Source organism: Sideroxydans sp. CL21 (assembly GCF_902459525.1).
Lineage (GTDB): Bacteria > Pseudomonadota > Gammaproteobacteria > Burkholderiales > Gallionellaceae > Sideroxyarcus.
This window is the reverse complement of the sequence record NZ_LR699166.1, coordinates 1,711,705-1,733,638: the sequence shown is the minus strand read 5'-3', so window position 1 is coordinate 1,733,638 and position 21,934 is coordinate 1,711,705. Positions and strand designations below refer to the sequence as shown.

The window sequence follows — 21,934 nt, the reverse complement described above, 5'->3', positions numbered from 1 at the left end:
TTGCAAAACTTCTTACTTGCGCAGATCCAGGCGCTGGATCAGTTCTTTATAACCGGCTTCGTTCTTGCTCTTCAGGTAGTCCAGCAGCTTGCGGCGGCGGCTCACCAGGCGCAACAGACCACGACGGGAGTGGTGATCCTTGTTGTGTTCCTTGAAATGATCGGTCAGGTAATTGATACGTGCCGTCATCAGGGCTACTTGAACTTCAGGGGAACCTGTATCGCCCTTGGCGCGCTGATAGTCAGTAACAATCTGCGATTTTTGTGCGGCGGTAATAGACATTGACTTCTCTCTCCAATAAAAAGTGCGGCATTCTACCCCTGAATGGGGTCTTGGCTCAAGTTGATTCGCGCTGTGCAGCCGCTTTGGCCACACTGGACAGCAGGCGGCTGGGGGTCAACCGTCCGCCCTCAAGTTCGCCCACGCCGATAAAGCGCCCGGAGGTGTACAAACGCCGTTTGCCGTCCGGATGGCTGTCGCTCAACCCCAATCTTTGCCCTTGAGCAAGCCGATTGGCCTGAACCTCATCCAACTCCAGGCTGGGCAAGTTCTGCACCAGTCTGTCCGTCGGCAGCAGACAGGCGGCACGCTGGGCCTCGTCCATCCCTTCAAGTTGCGTGAGGGTATGGGCATCATCCAGACTGAACTCACCTATTCCGGTGCGGCGCAAGGCGATCAGGTGCCCGCCGCAGCCCAGTTTCTCGCTAATATCTTCAGCCAAAGTGCGCACATAAGTACCCTTGCTGCACAGCACGCTGAATTCCAGCTCGTTGCCTTCCAATCGGTCCAGCTTTAGTTCTCGGATAATTACCGTGCGCAATTCACGCTCCACGGTTTCGCCCTTGCGGATATATTCATACAGCGGCTTTCCCAGGTATTTGATGGCGCTATGCATGGGAGGCAACTGCCGAGTCTCGCCCGTGAATGTTGTCAGCACTGCCAGCACTTGCGCCTCATCCACTGCGACAGGGCGCGTCTCGGTAACCTCGCCTTCTGCATCGCCCGTCGTCGTGCGCTGCCCCAGACGTATCGTCGCGCGATAACGTTTGTCGGCATCCAGCAAGGCGATGGTGAACTTGGTAGCTTCGCCAAAACAGACCGGCAGCAGACCTGTGGCGAGTGGATCCAGGGTACCGGTATGTCCGGCTTTCTCGGCACTGTACAGGCGGCGGACTTTTTGCAGCGCGGTATTGGAGCTGAGCTCCAGCGGCTTATCGAACAGCAGGACGGCATCCAGCGGTCTACTGACGCGCCTGAATTGCTCAGTCTTTTTTGTCACTCGCAACCGCTTGATCGATCAACTGGGAAAGATGCGCTCCGCGCTCGACAGAAGCGTCATAGACGAAATGCAATTGGGGAGTAATACGCAGCTTCATGGCATGCGCCAACTGGCTGCGCAGAAATCCGGCGGCACGCTCCAGACCTTGCAGCAAGTCCGGGCTGTCGCCATCGAGCGAGGTGTAAAACACCTTGGCATGGGCGTGGTCGTTGGTTACTTCCACCCCCGTAAGCGTGACTTTTTTTACACGCGGATCTTTCACCTCCAAGCGAATCAACTCTGCCAAATCGCGCTGGATTTGTTCGGCGATGCGATCAATGCGTGAAAAGTCTTTTGCCATTAAAGCGCCCGTGCCACTTCAACGATTTCGAACACCTCAAGCTGGTCGCCGACCTCCAGATCGTTGTAACCCTTCAGGGACAGACCGCACTCGAAGTTGGACTTCACTTCCTTTGCATCATCCTTGAAGCGTTTCAGAGAATCCAGTTCACCGGTATGTATGACCACGTTGTTGCGCAGCACACGCACGCTGGAAGAGCGCTTGATCAGGCCCTCGGTGACATAACATCCCGCGATCGTACCGACCTTGGAGATGTGGAATACCTGACGCACCTCGACCATGCCGATGATGCTTTCCTTCTTTTCCGGTGCCAGCATGCCCGACAGCGCCGCTTTGATTTCGTCCACCATCGCGTAGATGATGTTGTAGTAACGGATATCCACACCTGACGATTCGGCCAGACGGCGCGCCGTCGCATCCGCACGCGAGTTGAAACCGATGATGATCGCCTTGGACGCCAGCGCCAGATTGACATCGGACTCGGAGATCGCCCCCACACCGCTGTGGATCAGGCTGACCTTGACCTCGGCTGTGGAAAGTTTCTGCAACGAACTGGCGATCGCCTCGAGCGAACCCTGCACATCTGCCTTCACGATCAGTGACAGGGTACGCACTTCGCCCTCGCCCATCTGTTCGAACATATTCTCAAGCTTGGCGGCCTGTTGCTTGGCCAACTTGACGTCGCGGAACTTGCCTTGGCGGAACAGCGCGATCTCGCGCGCCTTCTTCTCGTCGGCCAGCACCAGGAAATCCGCACCGGCGACCGGCACTTCGGACAACCCCTGAATCTCGACTGGAATGGAAGGTCCCGCTTCGTTGATCGTCTTGCCGTTCTCGTCCAGCATGGCGCGTACACGGCCCGAAACGGAACCGACCAGAATCGCGTCGCCGCGTTTCAGGGTACCGGATTGCACCAACAGGGTCGCCACCGCGCCCTTGCCCTTGTCCAGACGTGCCTCAACTACCACGCCCTTGGCGCTGCTGTTCTTTGGCGCTTTCAATTCCAGCACTTCGGCTTGCAACAAGATGCCTTCCAGCAACGTATCGATACCCTGGCCGGTCTTGGCGGACACTTCAACGAACATCGCATCGCCACCCCAGTCCTCTGGAACCACGCCTTCGGCCACCAGCTCCTGGCGCACGCGCTCGGAATTGGCATCCGGTTTGTCGATCTTGGTCACAGCCACAACAATAGGAACGCCTGCCGCCTTGGCGTGGTGTATCGCTTCCTTGGTCTGCGGCATCACGCCATCGTCCGCTGCGACCACCAGAATCACGATATCGGTCGCTTTCGCGCCGCGAGCACGCATCGCAGTGAACGCCTCGTGGCCCGGGGTATCGAGGAAAGTAATCATGCCGCGCGGCGTATCCACGTGATAGGCACCGATATGCTGCGTGATACCACCCGCTTCACCACTCGCCACACGGGTGCGGCGGATGTAGTCGAGCAATGATGTCTTGCCGTGGTCGACGTGACCCATGACGGTCACGACCGGCGCACGCGATTCCAGCACCACATCGCCGTGATCCACCGCTTCCATCAGGAAGGCATCAGGATCGTCCGGTTTGGCCGGAACCGCTTTGTGTCCCATTTCTTCGACTAGGATCATCGCTGTCTCCTGATCCAACACCTGGTTGATAGTGACCATGGAGCCCATCTTCATCAAAGTCTTGATGATCTCCGCCGCCTTGATCGACATTTTCTGCGCCAACTCGGCCACGGTGATGGTTTCCGGAACCATCACTTCCTGCACGATGGGTTCGGTCGGCAACGAGAATGCGTGTGCCGCTTCCGGTTTGCTGTGCTTGTCATGACGCGGTGCGCGGATCGCGCTACCGCCGGCACGCCCGCCCAATCCGCCACGGGTATCGGCAGTTCGGGAAGGCGGACGTTTCTTGTGTCCAGCCTCGTCCCAAGGGCTTTCCTTGGCGGCAACCTTGTCCACTTTCTTGGCGGGGCGCGCAACCTTGTCGCCCGGCTTGAGCGTCGGTTTATGCAAAGTACCTTCTGGTGTTCCGGCAGCAGGTTTAACTGCAATTGCCGCTGCAACCGGTTCTACGACTGTCGGCTTGGCTTCAACCACAGGCGCCGGCACCACAACGGGTGCTGGAACCGGTTCCACAGCCGCAACTTTACGCTTGCTGCGCTCTTGTTTGGCTTGTACATCGGCCGCCTGGCGTGCCGCCAGTTCGGCTTGCAGACGCGCTTCCTCGGCGCGAGCCTTTTGTTCCTGTTCGTCCAAACCTTTCCTGGTCGGCGCGCTCGGCTTGGTTTCTTCCACTACCGGCGCTTGCACGGCAGCTTGCACCGGCACTTCTGCTGCCTGGGCCGCTCCGGGTGCGACGGTGCGTTTCTTGCGCACTTCCACCTGAATGGTGCGTGACTTGCCGGAACTGTCCGCTTTCTTGATCGCTGTCGTCTCGCGGCGTACCAGCGTGATCTTGTTCTTGCCAGCACCGTGCGCACCGCGCAGGTGCTCAAGGAGCTGCGACTTGTCCTGTTCCGATATGGTGTCGGTATCTTTCTGCTTGGATACTCCAGCCGATTGCAACTGCTCCAACAGCAGCTCGACCGGAAGCCCAAGCTCACCCGCAAATTGCGCGACGTTCATTTTTCCCATTACAACCCCTTAACCTATACCAGACAACAAATACCCTGACTGCTTTAACTTGCGGCTCAAATGAACCAGGGTGCACGCGCCGTCATGATCAACTGATTGGCACGCTCGGCATCCATTCCGGTGATTTCCATCAGCTCATCGCCATCCAGATCGGCCAACTGCTCTTGCGTGCCGACACCTTTACCTGCCAACGCGCGCGCTGTCTCTTCGTCCATGCCTTCAATTTTCAGCAAGTCTTCAATGTTGTGCTCGACTTGCTCTTCGTTGGCAATAGCTTCCGTCAACAGCGCGTTACGCGCGCGGCTGCGCAGTTCATTGACAGTCGATTCATCGAAGGATTCAATCGCCTGCATCTCTTCCAGCGGCACATAGGCAACTTCTTCCAGCGTGTTGAAACCTTCCTGCACCAGAATGTCGGCCACTTCCTCGTCCACATCCAGCTTGGCCACGAACAGATCGCGAACTTTCGAAAATTCCTGCTCGTTTTTCTCTGCCGATTGTTCAACCGTCATCAGGTTGATTTCCCAGCCCGTCATTTCGCTGGCGAGGCGCACGTTCTGGCCGCCGCGCCCGATGGCTTGCGCCAGATTCTCTTCCTCGACCACCACATCCATGCTGTGCTTGTCTTCATCCACCACGATGCTGCCGACTTCAGCCGGAGCCAGGGCGTTGATGACGTAGGTTGCGGCATCGTCAGACCACAGGATGATATCCACGCGCTCGCCCGCCAATTCGTTGGTCACAGCCTGCACGCGCGAACCGCGCATACCGACGCAAGTACCGATCGGGTCGAGGCGCTGATCGTGGCTGCGCACCGCGATCTTGGCGCGAGAGCCGGGATCGCGAGCGGCGCTGACGATCTCCAGCAGGCCTTCTTCGATCTCGGGCACTTCCAGTTCAAACAACTTGCTCAGGAACTCTGTGGTGATACGCGACAGCACGATCTGCGGGCCGCGCACGGTGCGATCCACACGCAGCAAATAGGCTCGCACGCGGTCGCCGACGCGCAGATTTTCCTTCGGAATCATCTGGTCGCGCGGCAGCAGCGCTTCGATCTTGCCGAACTCGACGATGGCATTGCCGCGCTCGATGCGCTTGATCGTGCCGGACACCAGGTGCTCGTTGCGCTCCATGAAGTCGGCCAGGATCTGTTCGCGTTCAGCGTCGCGGATCTTCTGGAAAATGACCTGTTTCGCCGCTTGCGCACCTATACGACCGAAGTCGATGTTTTCCAGCGGTTCTTCGATGAATTCTTCCAACTGGATATGCGGATCGCGTTTTTGGGCTTCCTCCAGCTTGATGTGCAGCTCGGGCGTTTCGAAGGTCTCGTCGTCCATCACCTGCCAGCGGCGGAACGATTCGTACACACCGGTCTGGCGGTCGATACTCACGCGCACATCCGCTTCTTCATCAGAAAAGCGCTTTTTGGTCGCAGAGGCCAAGGCCGATTCAAGCGCACCGAATACGATCTCCTTGTCCACGTTTTTCTCACGCGCCAAGGCATCTACCAACAACAGAACTTCACGACTCATCGCTATCTCCGACCACTCAGAAAACCGGCACCAATCGTGCCTTATCTATATTTGACAGCTCGATTGTTACCGGGCTGCCATCCACATCCAACTGCAAATTCCCATCTTTCACTCCGCCGATGTTGCCGACGAAATTCTTGCGTCCCGCCATCGGCATGCGCACTTTGATCTGCACCTTCTGCCCGGCAAAGCGCACAAAATCGGAGTCCTTCTTGACTACCCGATCCAGCCCCGGCGAAGACACTTCAAGGCGTTCATAATCAACCCCTTCCACCGTGAACAGGCGCACCAACTGGTTGCTCACCCGCTCGCAATCTTCCACCGAGATGCCGTCCGGCTTGTCCATGAACACGCGCGTCAGCCCGCGACCGGACACTTCCAGATCGACCAGCTCGTAACCCATACCGGCCAGCGTCGTCTCAACCAGCTTCACCACATCCATATCCGTACCCACAAATAAAAAACGGGCTCGAAGCCCATCTGAAAACGGCGCGCATTGTACCAAATCGTCAGGTCAATGGAAACAGGTATTTAAAGGCAGGCGTAAAACTCCCTCCCATTTTCGCGTGCGGAGAGAGCATTGCCAATGTTTGAATGCTCAGGAGGACATTAACTTCTTGATGTTATGGACGTCGGGACCAAGCACCACACCTTTTTCCGTAATCAACCCCGTCACCAGTTCGGCAGGAGTCACGTCAAAGGCCGGATTGCGTATCTTCACTCCCTCGGCCGCCCAGTGAAAATCGCGAAATCCTTTCACCTCGTCCACCGAGCGCTCCTCGATGGGAATATCCTTACCCGAGGCAACGGAAAGATCGATGGTCGACAGCGGGCATGCCACATAGAACGGAATGTTGTGCCGCCTGGCCAGCACCGCCACCATGTAGGTGCCGATCTTGTTCGCCACGTCGCCGTTGGCCGCCACGCGGTCCGTGCCCACCACCACGGCATCTACCTCTCCGTGCGCCATCATGTAGCCGGCCATGTTGTCAGTGATCAGAGTCACCGGAATGTTCTCCTGCACCATCTCCCACGCCGTCAGTCGTGCGCCCTGCAGGAAAGGTCGCGTCTCGTCGGCGATCACCGATATTTTCTTGCCCGCCTCCACCGCCGAACGGAACACCCCCAGCGCCGTACCCCAGCCTGCCGTCGCCAGCGCTCCCGCATTGCAGTGCGTCAACACCCGTGCCCCATCCTTCAGCAAGGCCGCGCCGTTCGCGCCCATCGCCTTGTTGATGCGAATGTCCTCGGCCAGCATCTCATGCGCCTCGGCCAGCAAGCGCTGCGCGATCTGTTGCGGCGTTTGCGCAGCAACACCCTCCCAGACCTTGCGCATGCGCTGCAATGCCCAGAACAGGTTCACCGCAGTCGGGCGGCTGGCCGCCAGCACGGTGAAGCCGGTTTCCATGTCTTTATCAAACTCAATCCGTTCGTCCTGAGCCTGTCGAAGGACGAACGACAATCTCAACGCATCCAGCGCCACCCCATAAGCCGCCGCCACACCAATAGCCGGCGCACCGCGCACCACCATGCTGCGGATGCCCTCTGCCACCGAAGCGGCGGAGTCGTAGCTCAAATATTCAAATGCGGCAGGAAGGATGCGCTGGTCGATCATTTCCAGCCGGTTGTTGAACCAGCGTAGGGTTTCAATTTTCATAAAACTATTCTCGTTTTAGTCTTGCAATAGACGCATACAAGTCTTCAGCCAATTCTTCCTTGAACTTTCCGTGATGTAACTCCCTATGGCAATTAGGGCATAGAGCCACCGCATTTGAGACAGTGTCTGAACCACCATTGGCTAAGTGGCAGATGTGGTGAACCTCAAGGTATGGCAAATCGTCGATCGACTCAAATGGTGCATCTTCCCCACAACATTCACAGATTCCATTTGCTGTGCGTAACACCCACTCTCTCACAAGTGGATCTCGCTCTCGCTGGGTAGTCTGTAAAACTACTTCTTTGGGTTTCTGGACGCCAGGCGGAACAGGAATATCTTGATCAGAAACACTCTCTACGCTTGTTACCCAACCAAGCTCTTCTAGTGCTTGAGCCAGCTCGGTGTACATCATCCATTGACCGTGTCCTCGTTCATCCTTGAGATCACCGCGCCAGGCAGCAATCGTACTAATCTGGTCTCCTGTGGGCTGGACTCCCATTGCCTCGGACAATTTCCTAGCAAGTTTTCCATAGTGCAAACTTCCTGAACGCATGCCTTCATACCCGGCAATTTCAGCCAACCGTTTAACGGACAGCGCCATATCGGGAGCTCTGTAATGCCCGAACAGCATCTTTCTTTGGCCTTCACTTATTCCAGCTTCGATTTTGAGCAATGCTTGCTTGTATAACGCCACCCAATCTCGGCTATCCATTTCCTTGTCCATTTTCACGCCCCTATTGCATTAATCCCCCTCAAACTCACACAACGCAAACACCTTGTGCCCCCACTTCTCCAGCCGCGCACGTCCGCCGATGTCCGGCAGCTTCGTAGGTCGGGTTAGCGCAGCGTAACCCGACACATTCTGTGCGCACCACATTTTCGTCGGGTTACGGCCCAAGGCCTAACCCGACCTACGTTTAATCCCCCTCAAACTCGCACAACGCAAATACCTTGTGCCCGCGTTTCTCCAGCCGCGCGCGACCGCCGATATCCGGCAGATCGATCATGAAGCAGCATTCGACGATCTTGCCGCCCATCTTTTCGATCAGGATGACGGCGGCCTCTGCCGTGCCGCCGGTGGCGATGAGATCATCCACCAGCAATATCTTTTCGCCCTTGGAAATGGCGTCGGTGTGAATCTCGATGCGGTCGGTGCCGTATTCGAGCGCGTAGTCGTGGCCGATAGTTTCGGCGGGCAGTTTGCCTTTCTTGCGGATCGGCACGAAGCCGACGCCGAGCGCGTAGGCCAGCGGGGTGCCGATGATGAAGCCGCGCGATTCTATGCCGGCAATCTTGTCGATTTTCACGTCCTTGTAGCGGGCCACCAGTTCGTCGATTGTTGCGCGCAGGCCGACGGGATCTTTCAGCACCGTGGTGATGTCGCGGAACATGATGCCCTGCTTGGGGTAATGGGGGACAGTACGAACTCTGGACTTAATGGTCATTTCAACTCCGTTTTTTGTAACCAACAAACTTCTCTTGTACTTCGTGCATCTGTTGCGCAGTGAGAATATGCGGCTCGCCTGCCTGCAAAGTACGCCAGTAGATCTCGCACAGATATTCGACTTCGAGTGCGACGGACAGCGCATCGGCGAGGTCCTTGCCCAGCGCGATCATGCCGTGGTTGCCGAGCAGACAGGCTTTGCGGCCATGCAGCGCTTCCAGTGCGAGGTCGGACAGGTTCTGTTCGCCGAACACGCTGTAGGGCGTGCAGCGGATCGTATCGCCGCCCGCGATGGCGATGTGATAGTGGACCGCGGGCACGTCGCGGCGCAGGCAGGCGATGGTGGTCGCAAAAGTGGAATGCATGTGCAACACTGCGCCGATCTCGGGGCGAGCCTGAAAGATGTCGCGGTGGAAACGCCATTCGCTGGAGGGCTTGCCGCCTTGTAGCACTTTGCCGTCGACATCCAGCAACACCATGTCCTGTTCCGACATCTCGGCCACCGGCAGTGCGGACGGGGTGATCAGGATGTCGCCGCCGCAGCGCACCGAGGCGTTGCCTGCCGTGCCGCGATTGAGGCCGAGCTCGACCATGCGGCGCGAGGTGTCGAGCAGTGCGGTGCGAAGTTGCGGTTCGGTCTTGTCGCTCATTTGAGTACTCTCCCGGCAATCGCCTGCAGTTTCTGTTTCATCGCCGCATCACGTGCTTCCGGTGCAGTGATGAGGGCATATTGCAAGGCACTGCGGCAACCGCATTCGCAGGCCTTGGCATCCGCGCCCAATCTGGGCACGACATGCTTCACCAGGCTCTTGGCCTTGTCGGCGTTGGCCAGCAGCACCTTGATGATCTGGTCCACCGTCACGTCGTCGTGGTTCGGGTGCCAGCAGTCGTAATCCGTAACCATCGCCACGGTGGCGTAGCACAGCTCGGCCTCGCGGGCGAGTTTGGCTTCGGGCATGTTGGTCATGCCGATCACGTCGCAACCCCAGCTGCGGTAAAGCTCGGATTCTGCAAGGCTGCTGAACTGCGGGCCTTCCATCACCAGATAGGTGCCGCCGCGCATGGCGGAGATTCCTGCTTCTTTCGCCGCATGCTCGATGTGGTCGCCCAAACGTTTGCACACCGGATGCGCCATCGAGACATGCGCCACAAGACCGGTGCCAAAGAAGGATTTTTCGCGGGCGAAAGTGCGGTCGATGAACTGGTCTACGATGACGAAGGTACCGGGCGGCAAGTTTTCGCGCAAGGAACCGACCGCGCTGACCGAGATGACATCCGTCACTCCAGCGCGCTTGAGCACGTCGATGTTGGCGCGAAAGTTGATTTCAGACGGGGGAATCTTGTGGCCGCGGCCATGGCGCGGCAGGAAGGCCAGTTTCACGCCGTGAAGTTCGCCGAACAGCAGCTCGTCTGACGCTGCGCCGAAAGGTGATTCGACCTTCTCCCAGCATTTGTTCGTGAGCCCTTCGATGTCATACACGCCGCTGCCGCCGATGATCCCTATGCTTGCCTGCCCCATGCTTTGCCCCATATTTGTAATGGGCATGGATTGAAACAGGATTCAGGTCATTGCTCAATAGCAGAGCGTCAAGATAGACAAGATAGGCGCCCGGGCGTATCTTTTGCGTTATTAATTCATCGAGTCATTACCCCCATGTCCCAAGCTGAAAATCACGCCGACCTCCAGATCGTCGGTATGCGTTGCGCCTCCTGTTCCAGCCGCCTGGAAAAAGCATTGAATCAATTACCTGACGTCAGTGCGGTGGTCAATCTGGCGACCGAAAAAGCCAGTGTGACCTTCGATCCCAACCTGATGGATGTGGACAAACTCATCCAGACGGTGCGCGACACCGGTTTCGATGCGCATGTCACGCGCGATTTTGCAGCCGAAAAAGCGGACCGCCTCAAGGCCTACCAGCAGGAAAAACTGCGTTTCTTCATATCGCTGGCACTCATCGCGCCCATGGTGCTGGAGATGCTGCTCATGGTATTCGAGGTACATCTGGCGATTCCGACCTGGTTGCAATGGGCCCTAGCTACCCCCGTGCAGTTCTGGATCGGCGCGCGTTTCTACCGCGGCGCGTGGGCCAGCATCAAACACGGCAGCGGCAACATGGATCTGCTGGTGGCACTGGGGACCAGTGCAGCCTATTTCCTGAGTGTCGCCATCATCCTCTTCGACATTCATCAACCGGTCTATTTCGAATCCAGCGCAGTGCTCATCACGCTGGTGCTGATGGGCAAGCTGCTCGAAATGGGAGCCAAGGCCAAGGCGTCCAGTGCCATCGAAAAACTGATCCAGCTGCAGCCGAAGATTGCGCACGTGGAACGCGACGGCGAAGTGCTGGATGTCTCGGCGGGACAATTGCGTCCGGACGATATCTTCATCGTGCGTCCCGGCGAGAATGTGCCGGTGGACGGCGTCGTTCTGGAAGGAACGTCCACACTGGACGAGAGCATGCTCACGGGCGAAAGCATGCCGCAGACCAAGCAAACCAATGACAAGGTCTATACCGCCACGCTCAACCATCAGGGCATGATCAAATGCCGTGCAACCGCCGTCGGCAGCCATACTCAGCTGGCTGCAGTGGTGCGACTGGTGGAACAGGCGCAAGGTTCCAAGGCGCCTATCCAGCGGCTGGCCGACAAGATCTCTGGCATCTTCGTGCCCGTCGTGCTGCTGCTTGCCCTCGCCACTCTCGTCATCTGGTACAAGATCGACGGCGACCTGTCGTACGCGATCATCAATGCGGTGTCGGTGCTGGTCATCGCCTGCCCCTGTGCGCTGGGCCTCGCGACCCCTGTCACCATCGTCGTCGCCAGCGGGCTGGCCGCGCGTGAAGGCATATTGGTGAAAGATGCGGCAGCGCTGGAACGCGCGCATAAACTCTCGGTGCTGGTGCTGGACAAGACCGGCACGCTGACCGAAGGCAAACCCACCCTCACCGACCTGCGCCCCAGCGCGGCCAGCGGAGTCGGCGAGCTGTTGCGCATCGCAGCCAGCCTCGCACAACATTCCACCCATCCGCTGTCGGGTGCTGTCGTGGAATATGCCCAGACGCAGGCGACAATGCCGCTGCCGATCACCGATTTTGAGGAATCACCGGGCAGCGGTTTGCGCGCGAATCTCGACGGCGTTTCCTATCTGCTAGGCTCACCCGCCTACATCGCGCAACAGGGTGTCACTGTGGATGAGGCATCGATACTGGCCTTGCAGATGCAAGGCAAGAGCGTGATCGCCGTGGCGCGTCAGCAGGTATTGCTCGGCTATATCGCCTTCGCCGACAAGATACGCCCCAGCAGCCGTGCCGCCGTTGCACGCTTGCGCGGGATGGGTATACGCGTGGTGATGCTGAGCGGCGACAACCAGGCCACCGCCCAGGCAATCGCGAACCAGGCCGGTATCGAGGAATTCATCGCAGAGGTGTCGCCGCAGGACAAGGCGCGCTATGTCGGCTCGCTCAAGGACAAAAAAACGCTGGTCGGCATGGTTGGCGACGGCATCAACGATGCGCCCGCACTGGCCGCGGCAGATGTCAGCTTCGCCATGAAGAACGGCAGCGATATCGCCATCGAAGCAGCCGACATCACACTGATGCGCAACGACCTCAACAGCGTGGCTGATGCGATCGACCTCTCGCATGTGACGTTGAGCAAGATCCGCCAGAACCTGTTCTTTGCCTTTGCCTACAACGTGCTCGGCATCCCGCTTGCCGGACTGGGCATGCTCAATCCGATGATCGCAGGCGGCGCGATGGCGATGAGCTCGGTGTCCGTGGTCAGCAATGCCTTGTTGCTGAAACAGTGGCGTCCCGGCAAACCTGTATCCGATTCGCATGATGAAGCTGCTGCCAACCCCGAGAACGCGTCATCCCAACTCAAAGCGTAAGCAATCATGCCGGGAATGGGTTGCTAGATTCGGACTTGGAAAACAATGCCGCATTGCTGACTGAATCGGCATCTTTTGAACGTGTCTCGACATCAGTCGCTTTGCTTCTCCAGCTTCTTCTTAACCCCACGCGAAAATGCAAAAAGAAAAAGACTTGCAACATTTCTGTTGCAAGTCATTTTTTTTATTACTAAACGGAACCATACCAAGTCCCGCCCTGCCCCTTTAACAGGAACTAGAATCGATAACCTACTGACAGCGCGGTCGCAACCGGATTCAGAGTCAGATCAACCGTTTGACCTGTTGAATAGTGCGCCGTAGTTTTCAGGTAGGTCTTGGTCACCACCAAATCGGCAAACCATTTTTCGTTAATGTTGTAAATCACCCCTGCTTGCGGAGTTAAACCCCATGCAGAATCAACGGAGAAAGTGGTCGGCGTCGAGCTGCCGGTATTAGTCAGCGCGGTCAACGCACCTGAGCCGGTTTCACCGTAGAAATAGGCGTATGTCAGCCCCAGTCCAAGATAAGGACGGAACATCGCTTTCTCTTCCAGGAAGTGATATTCAGCAAATAGCGTGGGAGGCATCGACTTCACCGTGCCCGATTTTCCCGTTCCGGCAAGCCCGCCTGCACCAGAAATATCGTGCTGGTACGGCGTACCCAAGACCAGTTCAACCGACAAATGGCTGGTGTAGGCATAGGCCACGGAAAATATCGGCTGGGTATCGCTACCCACATCCACTTTGCTACCGGGCTGGGCTGGAGCGGTGATATCTCCGCTTTGTACTTTGGGTGTGATCTTGTTGACACCCGCCTTAACCGACCAACCTTGCCAGTTTTGCCAATCGATTGCAGATGCGGAACTTGCTGCACTCATGGCCACAGCAACTGTTGCGATTTTTAGCATGCTTTTCATGTCATCTCCTAAATCCGTGTATTAATCCTGAGTATTCTCAAGCTCGATGTGCAATCAGAGCCAGCCCTTGATCAGCATATCCTTGGATACCAGGCGCGCCAGTAGCAGATATCCGTAGGGTGTTGGATGAACGCCATCTGCAAATAGATAATGAGTATCTGCGGTTACGCCTGCAGTCAATGTTGTTGCAGTACAGAACAACGACGAACCACCGTAAGCAGCCAACACACCAGTCACATCACATGCCGTACCTGTGACATTCGTTAACCCGTAGGCCGCAGGATTCGTCACCTGATCGCGATTAACTGTATAGGCGTCAACAAGCAAGACATTGGCGTTGCCAGCCAACTTGGCATTAAGTTCGGAATTAAAGGTTTTCACTAACGCATCAAGCAACGCCTTGCTTCCCGGTGTGGCAGCCTCGGCAGCAGCAGCCGATGGAGTACTGTAGATATCAGGGATATTTACTACGACTACGTATTGAGCACCTTTCCCTGTGATGTTGGTCGTGATTTGGTTTGCCAGTAAATCAGCAACACCGCTGATATCCGCCAAAGCTTTTTGCAGGGCCGCAGTCTGGGCAGCGGTCAGCGACATCCCCCCTGTTACATTCGCAGTAACGTACGCAGGATAGGCGACTTGAGCTTCTATAAACACATCGTTTGCCCCAGCGAGAACATACACGATCTCGCTGCCCGAGAATTTATTCCCAGGAATGGCAGCAAGGTGATCCGCAATCTGCGTTGCCACAGGATAGGTCAGGGCCCCCGCCAAAGTTCCAGTATTTCCAATTCCAGGCTGAGAAAACACACGTGCACCACCCTGGGCATAACCATAGCATCCCGGCGTTGGAGTTGGGTTCGGCGTTGTTCCATAGCCACCAGTAAATGCGGCGCAAGGAGCAGGCAATCCTTCTTGTGCCGCCATCAATTCAGTCCAATTCTTGCCTGCGCCGTTAATGGTGAACTCACCACCGCCTGCCGCCAAGATTGGGCCGACTCTATATGTCCCAACATCGCTCAAACTGTCACCAAATGATACTTGTGAAGTGAACTGAATTTTCGGAGCCTGACTCCCCCCGCTGCTTCCGCCTCCTCCACAGCCTGCCAAAAAAACCGCCAAAAACAATGCTGCTGCAAAATTGTATTTACGCATTTTCACTCCCCTATATGTAAATAACTTCCCACTGAAAAATACTCCTTGCCACCCGCTTTTCCCGCATCGAACCCATGGCCCGTAAATGGCCGTCCTTCTTCATTTGTCCATGCACAGCAGCGCTATATTCTTTCGTGATTGATCCAGATTGAATCATTCATCGCAGGTTACGACAAGCCTGAAAATGGCATCACGAATCTGTCACCGTGCGCCCGCTATTGCCCTTCTGTTTGTAGTGATTTTTGTTTGCAATGTACACCGTGCGTTCGACCACGGAATGAACAACGCCGCTGCGATCCTTCAATTCCACACGGTATGTCCGGTCAACTTCCGGCTGCCGGGTCAGGATGTCCTTTATCTCGGCAATCTCCTCAGCGCTGACGATGCAATCGGCATAAAGCGTGCTCCGTCCCGGCTTTTTATACTGGATGGATGCCGCCTTGTCCCATACGACGTATTCGCGACCGAGTCCCATCAGCAACAGCGTCGGATGCGGGCCATCGGTGACGGCAAATAGCGAGCCGCCGAAGATCGAACCGACCAGATTGCGCGTGCCGCGATTGAATGGCAGCCGCACACGGATCGTTGTCAGGTCGGGCGACACGTACTCGACACGGCCGCCTGTCCTGCGATATGCCGGGTGCAGGTTGAAGCCGAAGCGGACGACGTGCCCCCTCCAGGCCTTCGGGCACTTGCTCAGCCATGTCATGTCCCGCTGTTCCTCACAGCGCCTCGAACACGCCGGCCGCGCCCATGCCCGTGCCGATGCACATGGTCACCATGCCATATTTCTGTTTGCGGCGGCGCAGGCCATGCATCAAGGTTGCGGTGCGGATCGCCCCTGTGGCGCCCAGCGGATGACCGAGTGCAATCGCTCCACCCAGCGGATTGACCTTGGATGGATCCAGACCCAGATCGCCGATCACGGCCAGCGATTGTGCAGCGAACGCTTCGTTCAGCTCTATCCAGTCGATGTCGTTCAAGGTCAGGCCAACCTGCTTCAATGCGCGCGGGATGGCTTCCTTGGGACCTATGCCCATGATCTCCGGCGGCACGCCCGCCACGCTGAAGCCGAGGAACTTGCCGATGGGCGTCAGGTTGTAGCGCTTCAGTGCGGACTCAGAGCACAGCAGTACCGCGCCTGCACCGTCCGACATCTGCGAACTGTTGCCGGCCGTGACCGAGCCTTTTTGCGCAAACACCGTCTTGAGCTTGCCCAGGACTTCTACTGAAGTATCGGCACGCGGGCCTTCGTCGCGCGATAGGTCGCGTGCCTTGATCCTGATTTCGCGCGTAAGCATATCCGGCACATTGTCGGCGATGTGGTACGGCGTAATCTCGTCCGTAAACTCACCGCTGTTGATGGCCGCGATGGCACGTTGATGGCTTTGCAGCGCAAACGCGTCCTGAGCCTCGCGCGATACCTTCCAGCGTTCGGCCACTTTCTCCGCGGTCAGGCCCATGCCATAGGCAATGCCGTAGTGTTCGTTCTTCTCGAAGATGGCGGGATTGAACGCGATCTTGTTGCCCATCATCGGCACCATGCTCATGCTCTCCACGCCCGCCGCCAGCATCACATCCGCCTCGCCGAGACGGATGCGATCCGCTGCGAGCGCCACGGCCTGCACGCCGGAGGAGCAGAAGCGATTCACAGTCAGACCCGGCACCGTGTCCGGCAATCCTGCCAGCAGCAATGCGATACGTGCCACGTTCATGCCCTGCTCTGCTTCCGGCATGGCGCAACCGACGATCACATCGCCGATGCTTGCTGGGTCCAGCGACGGAGCCTGTGCCAGCACACTCTTCAATACGTGCGCCAGCAGGTCGTCCGGGCGTGTGTTGCGGAACATGCCGCGTGCTTTGCCGACGGGTGTGCGCGTTGCGGCAACGATGTAGGCTTCCTGTACTTGTTTGCTCATGTTCGTCTCCTAAAATATTTTAATCAGCGCAGCTTCCGACTGTGTCCCCTTCCCCGGGAGAGGGAGGTGAGGGAAACGATCATGGCGCAGACGTTCACCCGCTGTGCGGTCTGCGCCTTGATCGTTAATTGCGCAGTGGTTTGCCGTTTTTCAGCATGTGTTCGATGCGTGCCTGCGTCTTGTCGGTCGCGAGCAACTCCATGAAGTTGCGCCGCTCCAGATCGAGCAGCCAGTCTTCATCCACCAGGCTGCCCGCTTCCACATCCCCGCCACACAGCGTTTCGGCGACACGGCAGCCGATGTTGTAGTCGTGCTCAGAGATGAAGCCGCCTTCCAGCATGTTGATCATCGAGGCTTTGAAAGTGGCGATGCTGGTGCTTCCGGCAACCGGAATCTGGCGCTGGTGCAGCAGCGGACGGTAGGCGGTGGCATTGAGCGCTTTGGCTTCTTCCTTGGCGATATGCAGCAGCTCGAAACGGTTCAGCACGATGCGGTCGGACGGCCTGAGGTAGCCCATCTCGCGCGCCATTTCTGCGCTCTTGGCGACTTCACCCATGGCGATGATCTGGAAGTAGCGTTTGAGTATCGGGAAGATGTCCCCGCCGCGCGCTTCTGCCGCCGCCCGTTGCGCCATCTCCTTGCAGCCGCCGCCCGCAGGCAGCAGGCCGACGCCGACTTCGACTAGGCCGATGTAACTTTCCAGCGTGGCGACGGTACGTGCACAGTGGATGGCGAATTCACAGCCGCCGCCGAGCGCCAGGCCATCGACCGCAGCGATGGTCGGTACCTGGGAATATTTGAGGCGTTGCGATACTTGCTGGAATTTGGCGACCACCTCTTCCACCTTGGGCACATTGCCGGTTGCGGCATTGAACAGATCGCCCACGCCGCCACCGCCCGCCGCGGTGAATTTGACCCGCGTCGCAGCTTGCTTGAGCTTGTCGAACATGCCGCCGCCCTGTTTCGATTCCTGCACACCCTGCATCAGTTGCAGCAAGTGCGCCCCGGCGGAGAATGGCGTTTCGGTCTGCCACAACACGAGCGCGCTGAAATTCGCTTCGGCCTCGGCCACCGCGCGCAACACGCCGTCCAGCACTTCGTTGTTGACGGCATGCATCTTGGTCTTGAAACTCAGGATGGCGATGTTGTCGCCGGTGTGCCACAGGCGCACCGCATCGGTTTCGAACACGGTCTCGCCGTATTGCCTTGTTTCGCCCAGAACCGCGTCCGGGTAAAGTTGGCGTAGGTAGACCGGGAGTGACGAGCGCGGTTGCCAAGAGTTGCCGGCAGGTGCATAGGAACCCTGCTTGCCGTGCACGCCGACGCGTGCGATATCGGTCGCCCAGGCTGGCAGCGGCGTGTTCGCCATCGCCTTGCCTGCTGCAATGTCGGCGTTGATCCAGCCAACCACCTGTTGCCAGCCTGCGGCCTGCCAGATTTCGAACGGACCGCTGTCCCAGCCAAAACCCCAGCGTACGGCCAGGTCGAGATCGCGTGCATTGTTCGCAATGGATTCCAGTTGCAGCGCGCAATAGTGAAACACGTCACGGAATGTCGCCCAAAGGAATTGCGCCTGCGGATGCTGGTTGGCATGCAACGCTGCAAGTTTTGTAGCCCAGTCGCGTTCGCGCAGGATGTCTTTCACGCCTTCGTCCACCTTGGCATCGGACACGCGATATTGCTTGCTGTGCAGATCGAGTACATGAATCTCTTTGCCGATCTTCTGGTAGATGCCCTTCTTGGTCTTCTGTCCCAGCGCGCCCTGATCGACCAAGTATTTGAACCAGCCCGGCAACTCGAAGTGCTTGTGCCATGGGTCTTCGGTGAGATTCTCGCGCATGGTGTTGACCACATGGGCAAACACGTCGAGTCCGACCACGTCCAGCGTGCGAAAGGTGGCACTCTTGGGACGGCCCAGATAACGGCCTGTCAGCGCATCCACCATGTCGAAGCCGAGATTGAAGGCTTCAGCATGATGCTTTGTGGCGAGCATGGAAAATACGCCGATACGGTTGGCGATGAAGTTGGGAGTGTCTTTGGCGCGCACCACACCCTTGCCTACCGTGGAAACAAGGAAGGTTTCCAGTTGGTCGAGCAGTTCCGTTTCCGTGCCTTTGCACGGGATCAATTCCACCAGGTGCATGTAGCGTGGCGGATTGAAGAAGTGAATGCCGCAGAAACGGTGTCGCAGGTTTTCGGGGAATGCTTCGGCCAGCTTGTTGATGGACAGGCCTGAGGTATTGGTCGCAAAAATTGCATTCTCGCTCAGGAACGGCGCGACCTTGCGGTACAGGTCGGATTTCCAGTCCATGCGCTCGGCAATGGCCTCGATCACCAGGTCGCACTCGCGCAGCTTCTCAAGATGCTGATCGTAGTTGGCGGGCTGGATGTAGGTCAGCTTTTCCGGGCTCGCTGCAGGCGCCGGTTCCAGCTTTTTCAGGCCCGCCAGTGCCTTGTTCACGTTGCCGTTCGGATCGCCCTCCTTCGCGGGCAACTCAAACAACAGCGTCTCGACATTGGCATTGACCAGGTGCGCGGCAATCTGCGCGCCCATCACGCCGGCCCCCAACACTGCTACCTTTCTTACATTAAATCTTTTCACTGCTCGTTCCTCCTTGTTTTTTTGTTTCCCGTGTTGTGCAACATCGCTACGGAAATGCAACTTCATTCATTGGATGCACAGAGACAAACGTTCGTTTAATTTTGGATTCAAAAAAAATGAACGCATGTCTATCTTGATTTGCTTGCAAATGCCGTTTTCATGCGGCAATACGTTCCGGCATGACGACCTTGCTTGGCGCAACGTTGCGCTTGTTTGCAGTGGCAACATCAAAGTCGAACGGGAAGTCGTCAACCCGCACGACGATGTCACGCAATTCGTCGCGGCGTTTCAGCACCGCATATTCTTCAACGCTAACCACGCCTTGTTTGAAGGCCACATGGGCGATGTCGCGCACGTTGGCGTCCGGATTGTTGGCGAACAGGCCGCGTTTCTCGGCTTCGCGCACCTTGGCATCGATGGGTTCAGCGGCAATCGTAGCGGCGAAAGCAAGTTCAAGCGCCCCCACCGGTTCGTCAGACGTTTTCGGCAAGTGGCAATCGGCGGTGAAGCGATCGCGTGTCGCCGACGGCGAAATCACCAGCTTTGCCACTTGATGACCGACCTCATCGGACGGAACGGTGAACGAACGACCGAATGGGAAGATCACGAAGTTCAGGAACATGGCGACCAGCTTGCTCGGATAATTTCCGATCACGCCCTTGAACGCTTCCTGTGCCAGGTAACGCGAGTTCTGCAGATTCCAGTGCAACAGAGGCGAATCGGCGTTCTGTCCCACATCCTGATAACGCTTCAAAGCGGCCGACATGAGGTACATCTGCGCCAGGATGTCGCCCAGACGCGCCGACATTTTCTCGCGGCGCTTGAGGCTGCCACCGAGCACAAGCATGGACACATCGGAGATGAAGGCGAACGCGGCCGAGAAGCGCGTGACCTGCTGATAGTAGCGCCTGGCTTCGGGCGCGACGCTGGACGGCACACTGACAAAGCGCGCGCCGGTCAGGCCGTGCCATAAGGCGCTCACGCCGTTGCGCAGGGTGAAGCCGATATGCCCGAACAGGGCTGCATCGAAATCGTGCAGAGCCTGTGCCGCATCCGGATTGTTCGCCGCCTGCATCTCTTTCAGCACGTAAGGATGGCAGCGGATCGCACCCTGGCCGAACAGGATCAGGCTGCGCGTCAGGATGTTGGCGCCTTCGACCGTGATGCCGACGGGTACTTGCTGATAGGCACGGCCGAGGAAATTCGATGACCCGAGACAGATGCCCTTGCCGCCGATCACGTCCATGCCGTCATTGACGACTTTGCGTGCTAGTTCGGTGACGTGATACTTGGCGATGGCGGAAGCCACCGAGGGCTTTTCCCCGAGATCGATTGCACCTGCGGTCATGATGCGCGTTGCATCCATCAGGTAGGTATAGGCACCGATGCGGGTCAATGCTTCCTCGACCCCTTCGAACTTGCCTACCGACATTTTGAACTGGCTGCGCACCCGTGCGTAGGCGCCAACGCCGCGAGCAGTGAGCTTGGCCATGCCGGTATTCGACGACGGCAGCGAGATCGAACGTCCGGCGGCCAGACATTCCATCAGCATGCGCCAGCCGCGACCCGCCATCGCCGGGCCGCCGATGATGAATTCCAGCGGCATGAACACGTCCTTGCCGCGCGTCGGGCCGGTCGTGAAGACGCCATTGAGAGGGAGGTGACGACGGCCGATATCGACGCCCGGATGATCGTGCGGCACCAGCGCACAGGTGATGCCGATGTCTTTTTGATCGCCCAGCAGCCCCTCGGGATCGTACAGGCGGAACGCCAGACCGAGGATGGTGCACAACGGAGCGAGCGTGATGTAGCGCTTGTCCCAGGTGACGCGCATGCCGAGCACTTCCTTGCCTTGCCACTGCCCCTTGCACACAATACCCGCATCGGGGATCGACGCCGCATCGGAACCGGCCCACGGCGAGGTCAGCGCGAATGCCGGAATCTCAATGCCTTTTGCCAGACGCGGCAGGTAATAATTCTTCTGCGCATCGGTGCCGTAGTGCAACAGCAATTCGGCCGGACCGAGCGAGTTCGGCACCATCACCGACACACCCAACACCGACGAGCGAGTGGACAGCTTTTGCACCACCTGCGAATGTGCATAAGCGGAAAACTCAAGGCCGCCGTATTTCTTCGGAATGATCATGCCGAGGAAGCCTTTGTCCTTGATGTATTGCCAGGCTTCGGGCGACATGTCGTAGGTCGTCTGGGATACCTTCCAGTCGTCGACCAGGCGGCAAGCTTCGTCCACTTCGTTGTCGAGAAATGATTGCTCGATTGCGGTCAGCTTCGGTTGCGGATAGGAGTGCAGCTTCTTCCAGTCCGGCTTGCCGCGGAACAGTTCGCCCTCCCACCACACGGTGCCGGCTTCCAGCGCCTCGCGTTCAGTGTCGGACATTTGCGGCAGGATCTTCCTGTAAACGGCAAGCAGTGGTGCGCTGAGCAGCACGCGCCGCAAGGGACGCACGACCAGCAATGCGGCCAGTGCCACAGCGACCAACAACAGCGAGGATGCAATTGAGAACATGATGACTCTCTCCTGAATGATTAGTTACGGACTTCTGTCTTGTTATGCCGCGC

The 21,934-nt window shown here is 57.7% G+C and carries 18 protein-coding genes; 1 reads left to right on the top strand and 17 read right to left on the bottom strand.

The window, feature by feature from the left end; translation table 11 throughout:
- Positions 1 to 12 precede the first annotated feature (12 nt).
- The 11 genes from rpsO to QOY30_RS07975 form a co-directional block, all read right to left on the bottom strand.
- On the bottom strand, positions 13 to 282 hold the full coding sequence (gene rpsO, locus QOY30_RS08025; RefSeq protein WP_283744108.1) for a 30S ribosomal protein S15: 270 nt from the start codon (positions 280 to 282) through the stop codon (positions 13 to 15).
- 55 nt (positions 283 to 337) lie between these two features.
- Positions 338 to 1,279 carry a tRNA pseudouridine(55) synthase TruB gene (truB, locus tag QOY30_RS08020; RefSeq protein WP_283744107.1) on the bottom strand — a complete coding sequence of 314 codons (942 nt, stop codon included), beginning with the start codon at positions 1,277 to 1,279 and terminating at the stop codon, positions 338 to 340.
- Positions 1,263 to 1,619: a 30S ribosome-binding factor RbfA gene (gene rbfA, locus QOY30_RS08015; protein WP_283744106.1), complete on the bottom strand. Its 357-nt coding sequence runs from the start codon at positions 1,617 to 1,619 to the stop codon at positions 1,263 to 1,265. The genes truB and rbfA overlap by 17 nt, the downstream gene beginning before the upstream one ends.
- The gene (gene infB, locus QOY30_RS08010; RefSeq protein WP_283744105.1) at positions 1,619 to 4,240 is read right to left on the bottom strand and encodes a translation initiation factor IF-2; all 2,622 of its coding nucleotides are present in this window, start codon (positions 4,238 to 4,240) and stop codon (positions 1,619 to 1,621) included. The genes rbfA and infB overlap by 1 nt, the downstream gene beginning before the upstream one ends.
- 56 nt (positions 4,241 to 4,296) lie before the next feature.
- Entirely contained in the window at positions 4,297 to 5,772 is a 1,476-nt protein-coding gene (gene nusA / locus QOY30_RS08005) for a transcription termination factor NusA (RefSeq protein ID WP_283744104.1), read from the bottom strand.
- A gap of 16 nt (positions 5,773 to 5,788) precedes the next feature.
- Positions 5,789 to 6,214: a ribosome maturation factor RimP gene (gene rimP / locus QOY30_RS08000; protein ID WP_283744103.1), complete on the bottom strand. Its 426-nt coding sequence runs from the start codon at positions 6,212 to 6,214 to the stop codon at positions 5,789 to 5,791.
- A gap of 156 nt (positions 6,215 to 6,370) precedes the next feature.
- Positions 6,371 to 7,429, bottom strand: a complete 1,059-nt coding sequence (mtnA, locus tag QOY30_RS07995) for an S-methyl-5-thioribose-1-phosphate isomerase (protein WP_283744102.1) — start codon at positions 7,427 to 7,429, stop codon at positions 6,371 to 6,373.
- A gap of 4 nt (positions 7,430 to 7,433) precedes the next feature.
- Entirely contained in the window at positions 7,434 to 8,153 is a 720-nt protein-coding gene (locus QOY30_RS07990) for an HNH endonuclease (RefSeq protein ID WP_283744101.1), read from the bottom strand.
- Positions 8,154 to 8,346: 193 nt separating this feature from the next.
- Positions 8,347 to 8,874: an adenine phosphoribosyltransferase gene (locus QOY30_RS07985; RefSeq protein WP_283744100.1), complete on the bottom strand. Its 528-nt coding sequence runs from the start codon at positions 8,872 to 8,874 to the stop codon at positions 8,347 to 8,349.
- 1 nt (position 8,875) lies between these two features.
- Positions 8,876 to 9,523: a class II aldolase/adducin family protein gene (locus QOY30_RS07980; RefSeq protein ID WP_283744099.1), complete on the bottom strand. Its 648-nt coding sequence runs from the start codon at positions 9,521 to 9,523 to the stop codon at positions 8,876 to 8,878.
- Positions 9,520 to 10,419 carry an S-methyl-5'-thioadenosine phosphorylase gene (locus QOY30_RS07975; RefSeq protein ID WP_283744098.1) on the bottom strand — a complete coding sequence of 300 codons (900 nt, stop codon included), beginning with the start codon at positions 10,417 to 10,419 and terminating at the stop codon, positions 9,520 to 9,522. The genes QOY30_RS07980 and QOY30_RS07975 overlap by 4 nt, the downstream gene beginning before the upstream one ends.
- Before the next feature lie 108 nt (positions 10,420 to 10,527).
- Between QOY30_RS07975 and QOY30_RS07970 the strand changes: the two genes are divergently transcribed.
- Complete coding sequence (locus tag QOY30_RS07970) at positions 10,528 to 12,762, top strand: heavy metal translocating P-type ATPase (RefSeq protein WP_283744097.1); 2,235 nt, start codon at positions 10,528 to 10,530, stop codon at positions 12,760 to 12,762.
- A gap of 235 nt (positions 12,763 to 12,997) precedes the next feature.
- Here the strand turns inward: QOY30_RS07970 and QOY30_RS07965 are convergent, their stop codons facing one another.
- From QOY30_RS07965 to QOY30_RS07940, 6 genes are all read right to left on the bottom strand, one after another.
- On the bottom strand, positions 12,998 to 13,678 hold the full coding sequence (locus QOY30_RS07965) for an OmpW/AlkL family protein (RefSeq protein WP_283744096.1): 681 nt from the start codon (positions 13,676 to 13,678) through the stop codon (positions 12,998 to 13,000).
- Positions 13,679 to 13,732: 54 nt separating this feature from the next.
- On the bottom strand, positions 13,733 to 14,833 hold the full coding sequence (locus tag QOY30_RS07960; protein ID WP_283744095.1) for an SGNH/GDSL hydrolase family protein: 1,101 nt from the start codon (positions 14,831 to 14,833) through the stop codon (positions 13,733 to 13,735).
- Between the two features lie 190 nt (positions 14,834 to 15,023).
- Positions 15,024 to 15,542 (bottom strand): DUF4442 domain-containing protein, encoded by a 519-nt coding sequence (locus QOY30_RS07955; protein WP_283744094.1) that lies wholly within the window; start codon positions 15,540 to 15,542, stop codon positions 15,024 to 15,026.
- Positions 15,543 to 15,555: 13 nt separating this feature from the next.
- A complete protein-coding gene (locus tag QOY30_RS07950; protein ID WP_283744093.1) occupies positions 15,556 to 16,752 on the bottom strand; it encodes an acetyl-CoA C-acyltransferase in 1,197 nt (398 codons plus the stop codon).
- Between the two features lie 124 nt (positions 16,753 to 16,876).
- A complete protein-coding gene (locus QOY30_RS07945) occupies positions 16,877 to 19,306 on the bottom strand; it encodes a 3-hydroxyacyl-CoA dehydrogenase/enoyl-CoA hydratase family protein (RefSeq protein ID WP_502958709.1) in 2,430 nt (809 codons plus the stop codon).
- Between the two features lie 205 nt (positions 19,307 to 19,511).
- Positions 19,512 to 21,881 (bottom strand): acyl-CoA dehydrogenase, encoded by a 2,370-nt coding sequence (locus QOY30_RS07940; RefSeq protein WP_283744091.1) that lies wholly within the window; start codon positions 21,879 to 21,881, stop codon positions 19,512 to 19,514.
- Positions 21,882 to 21,934: the final 53 nt, after the last annotated feature.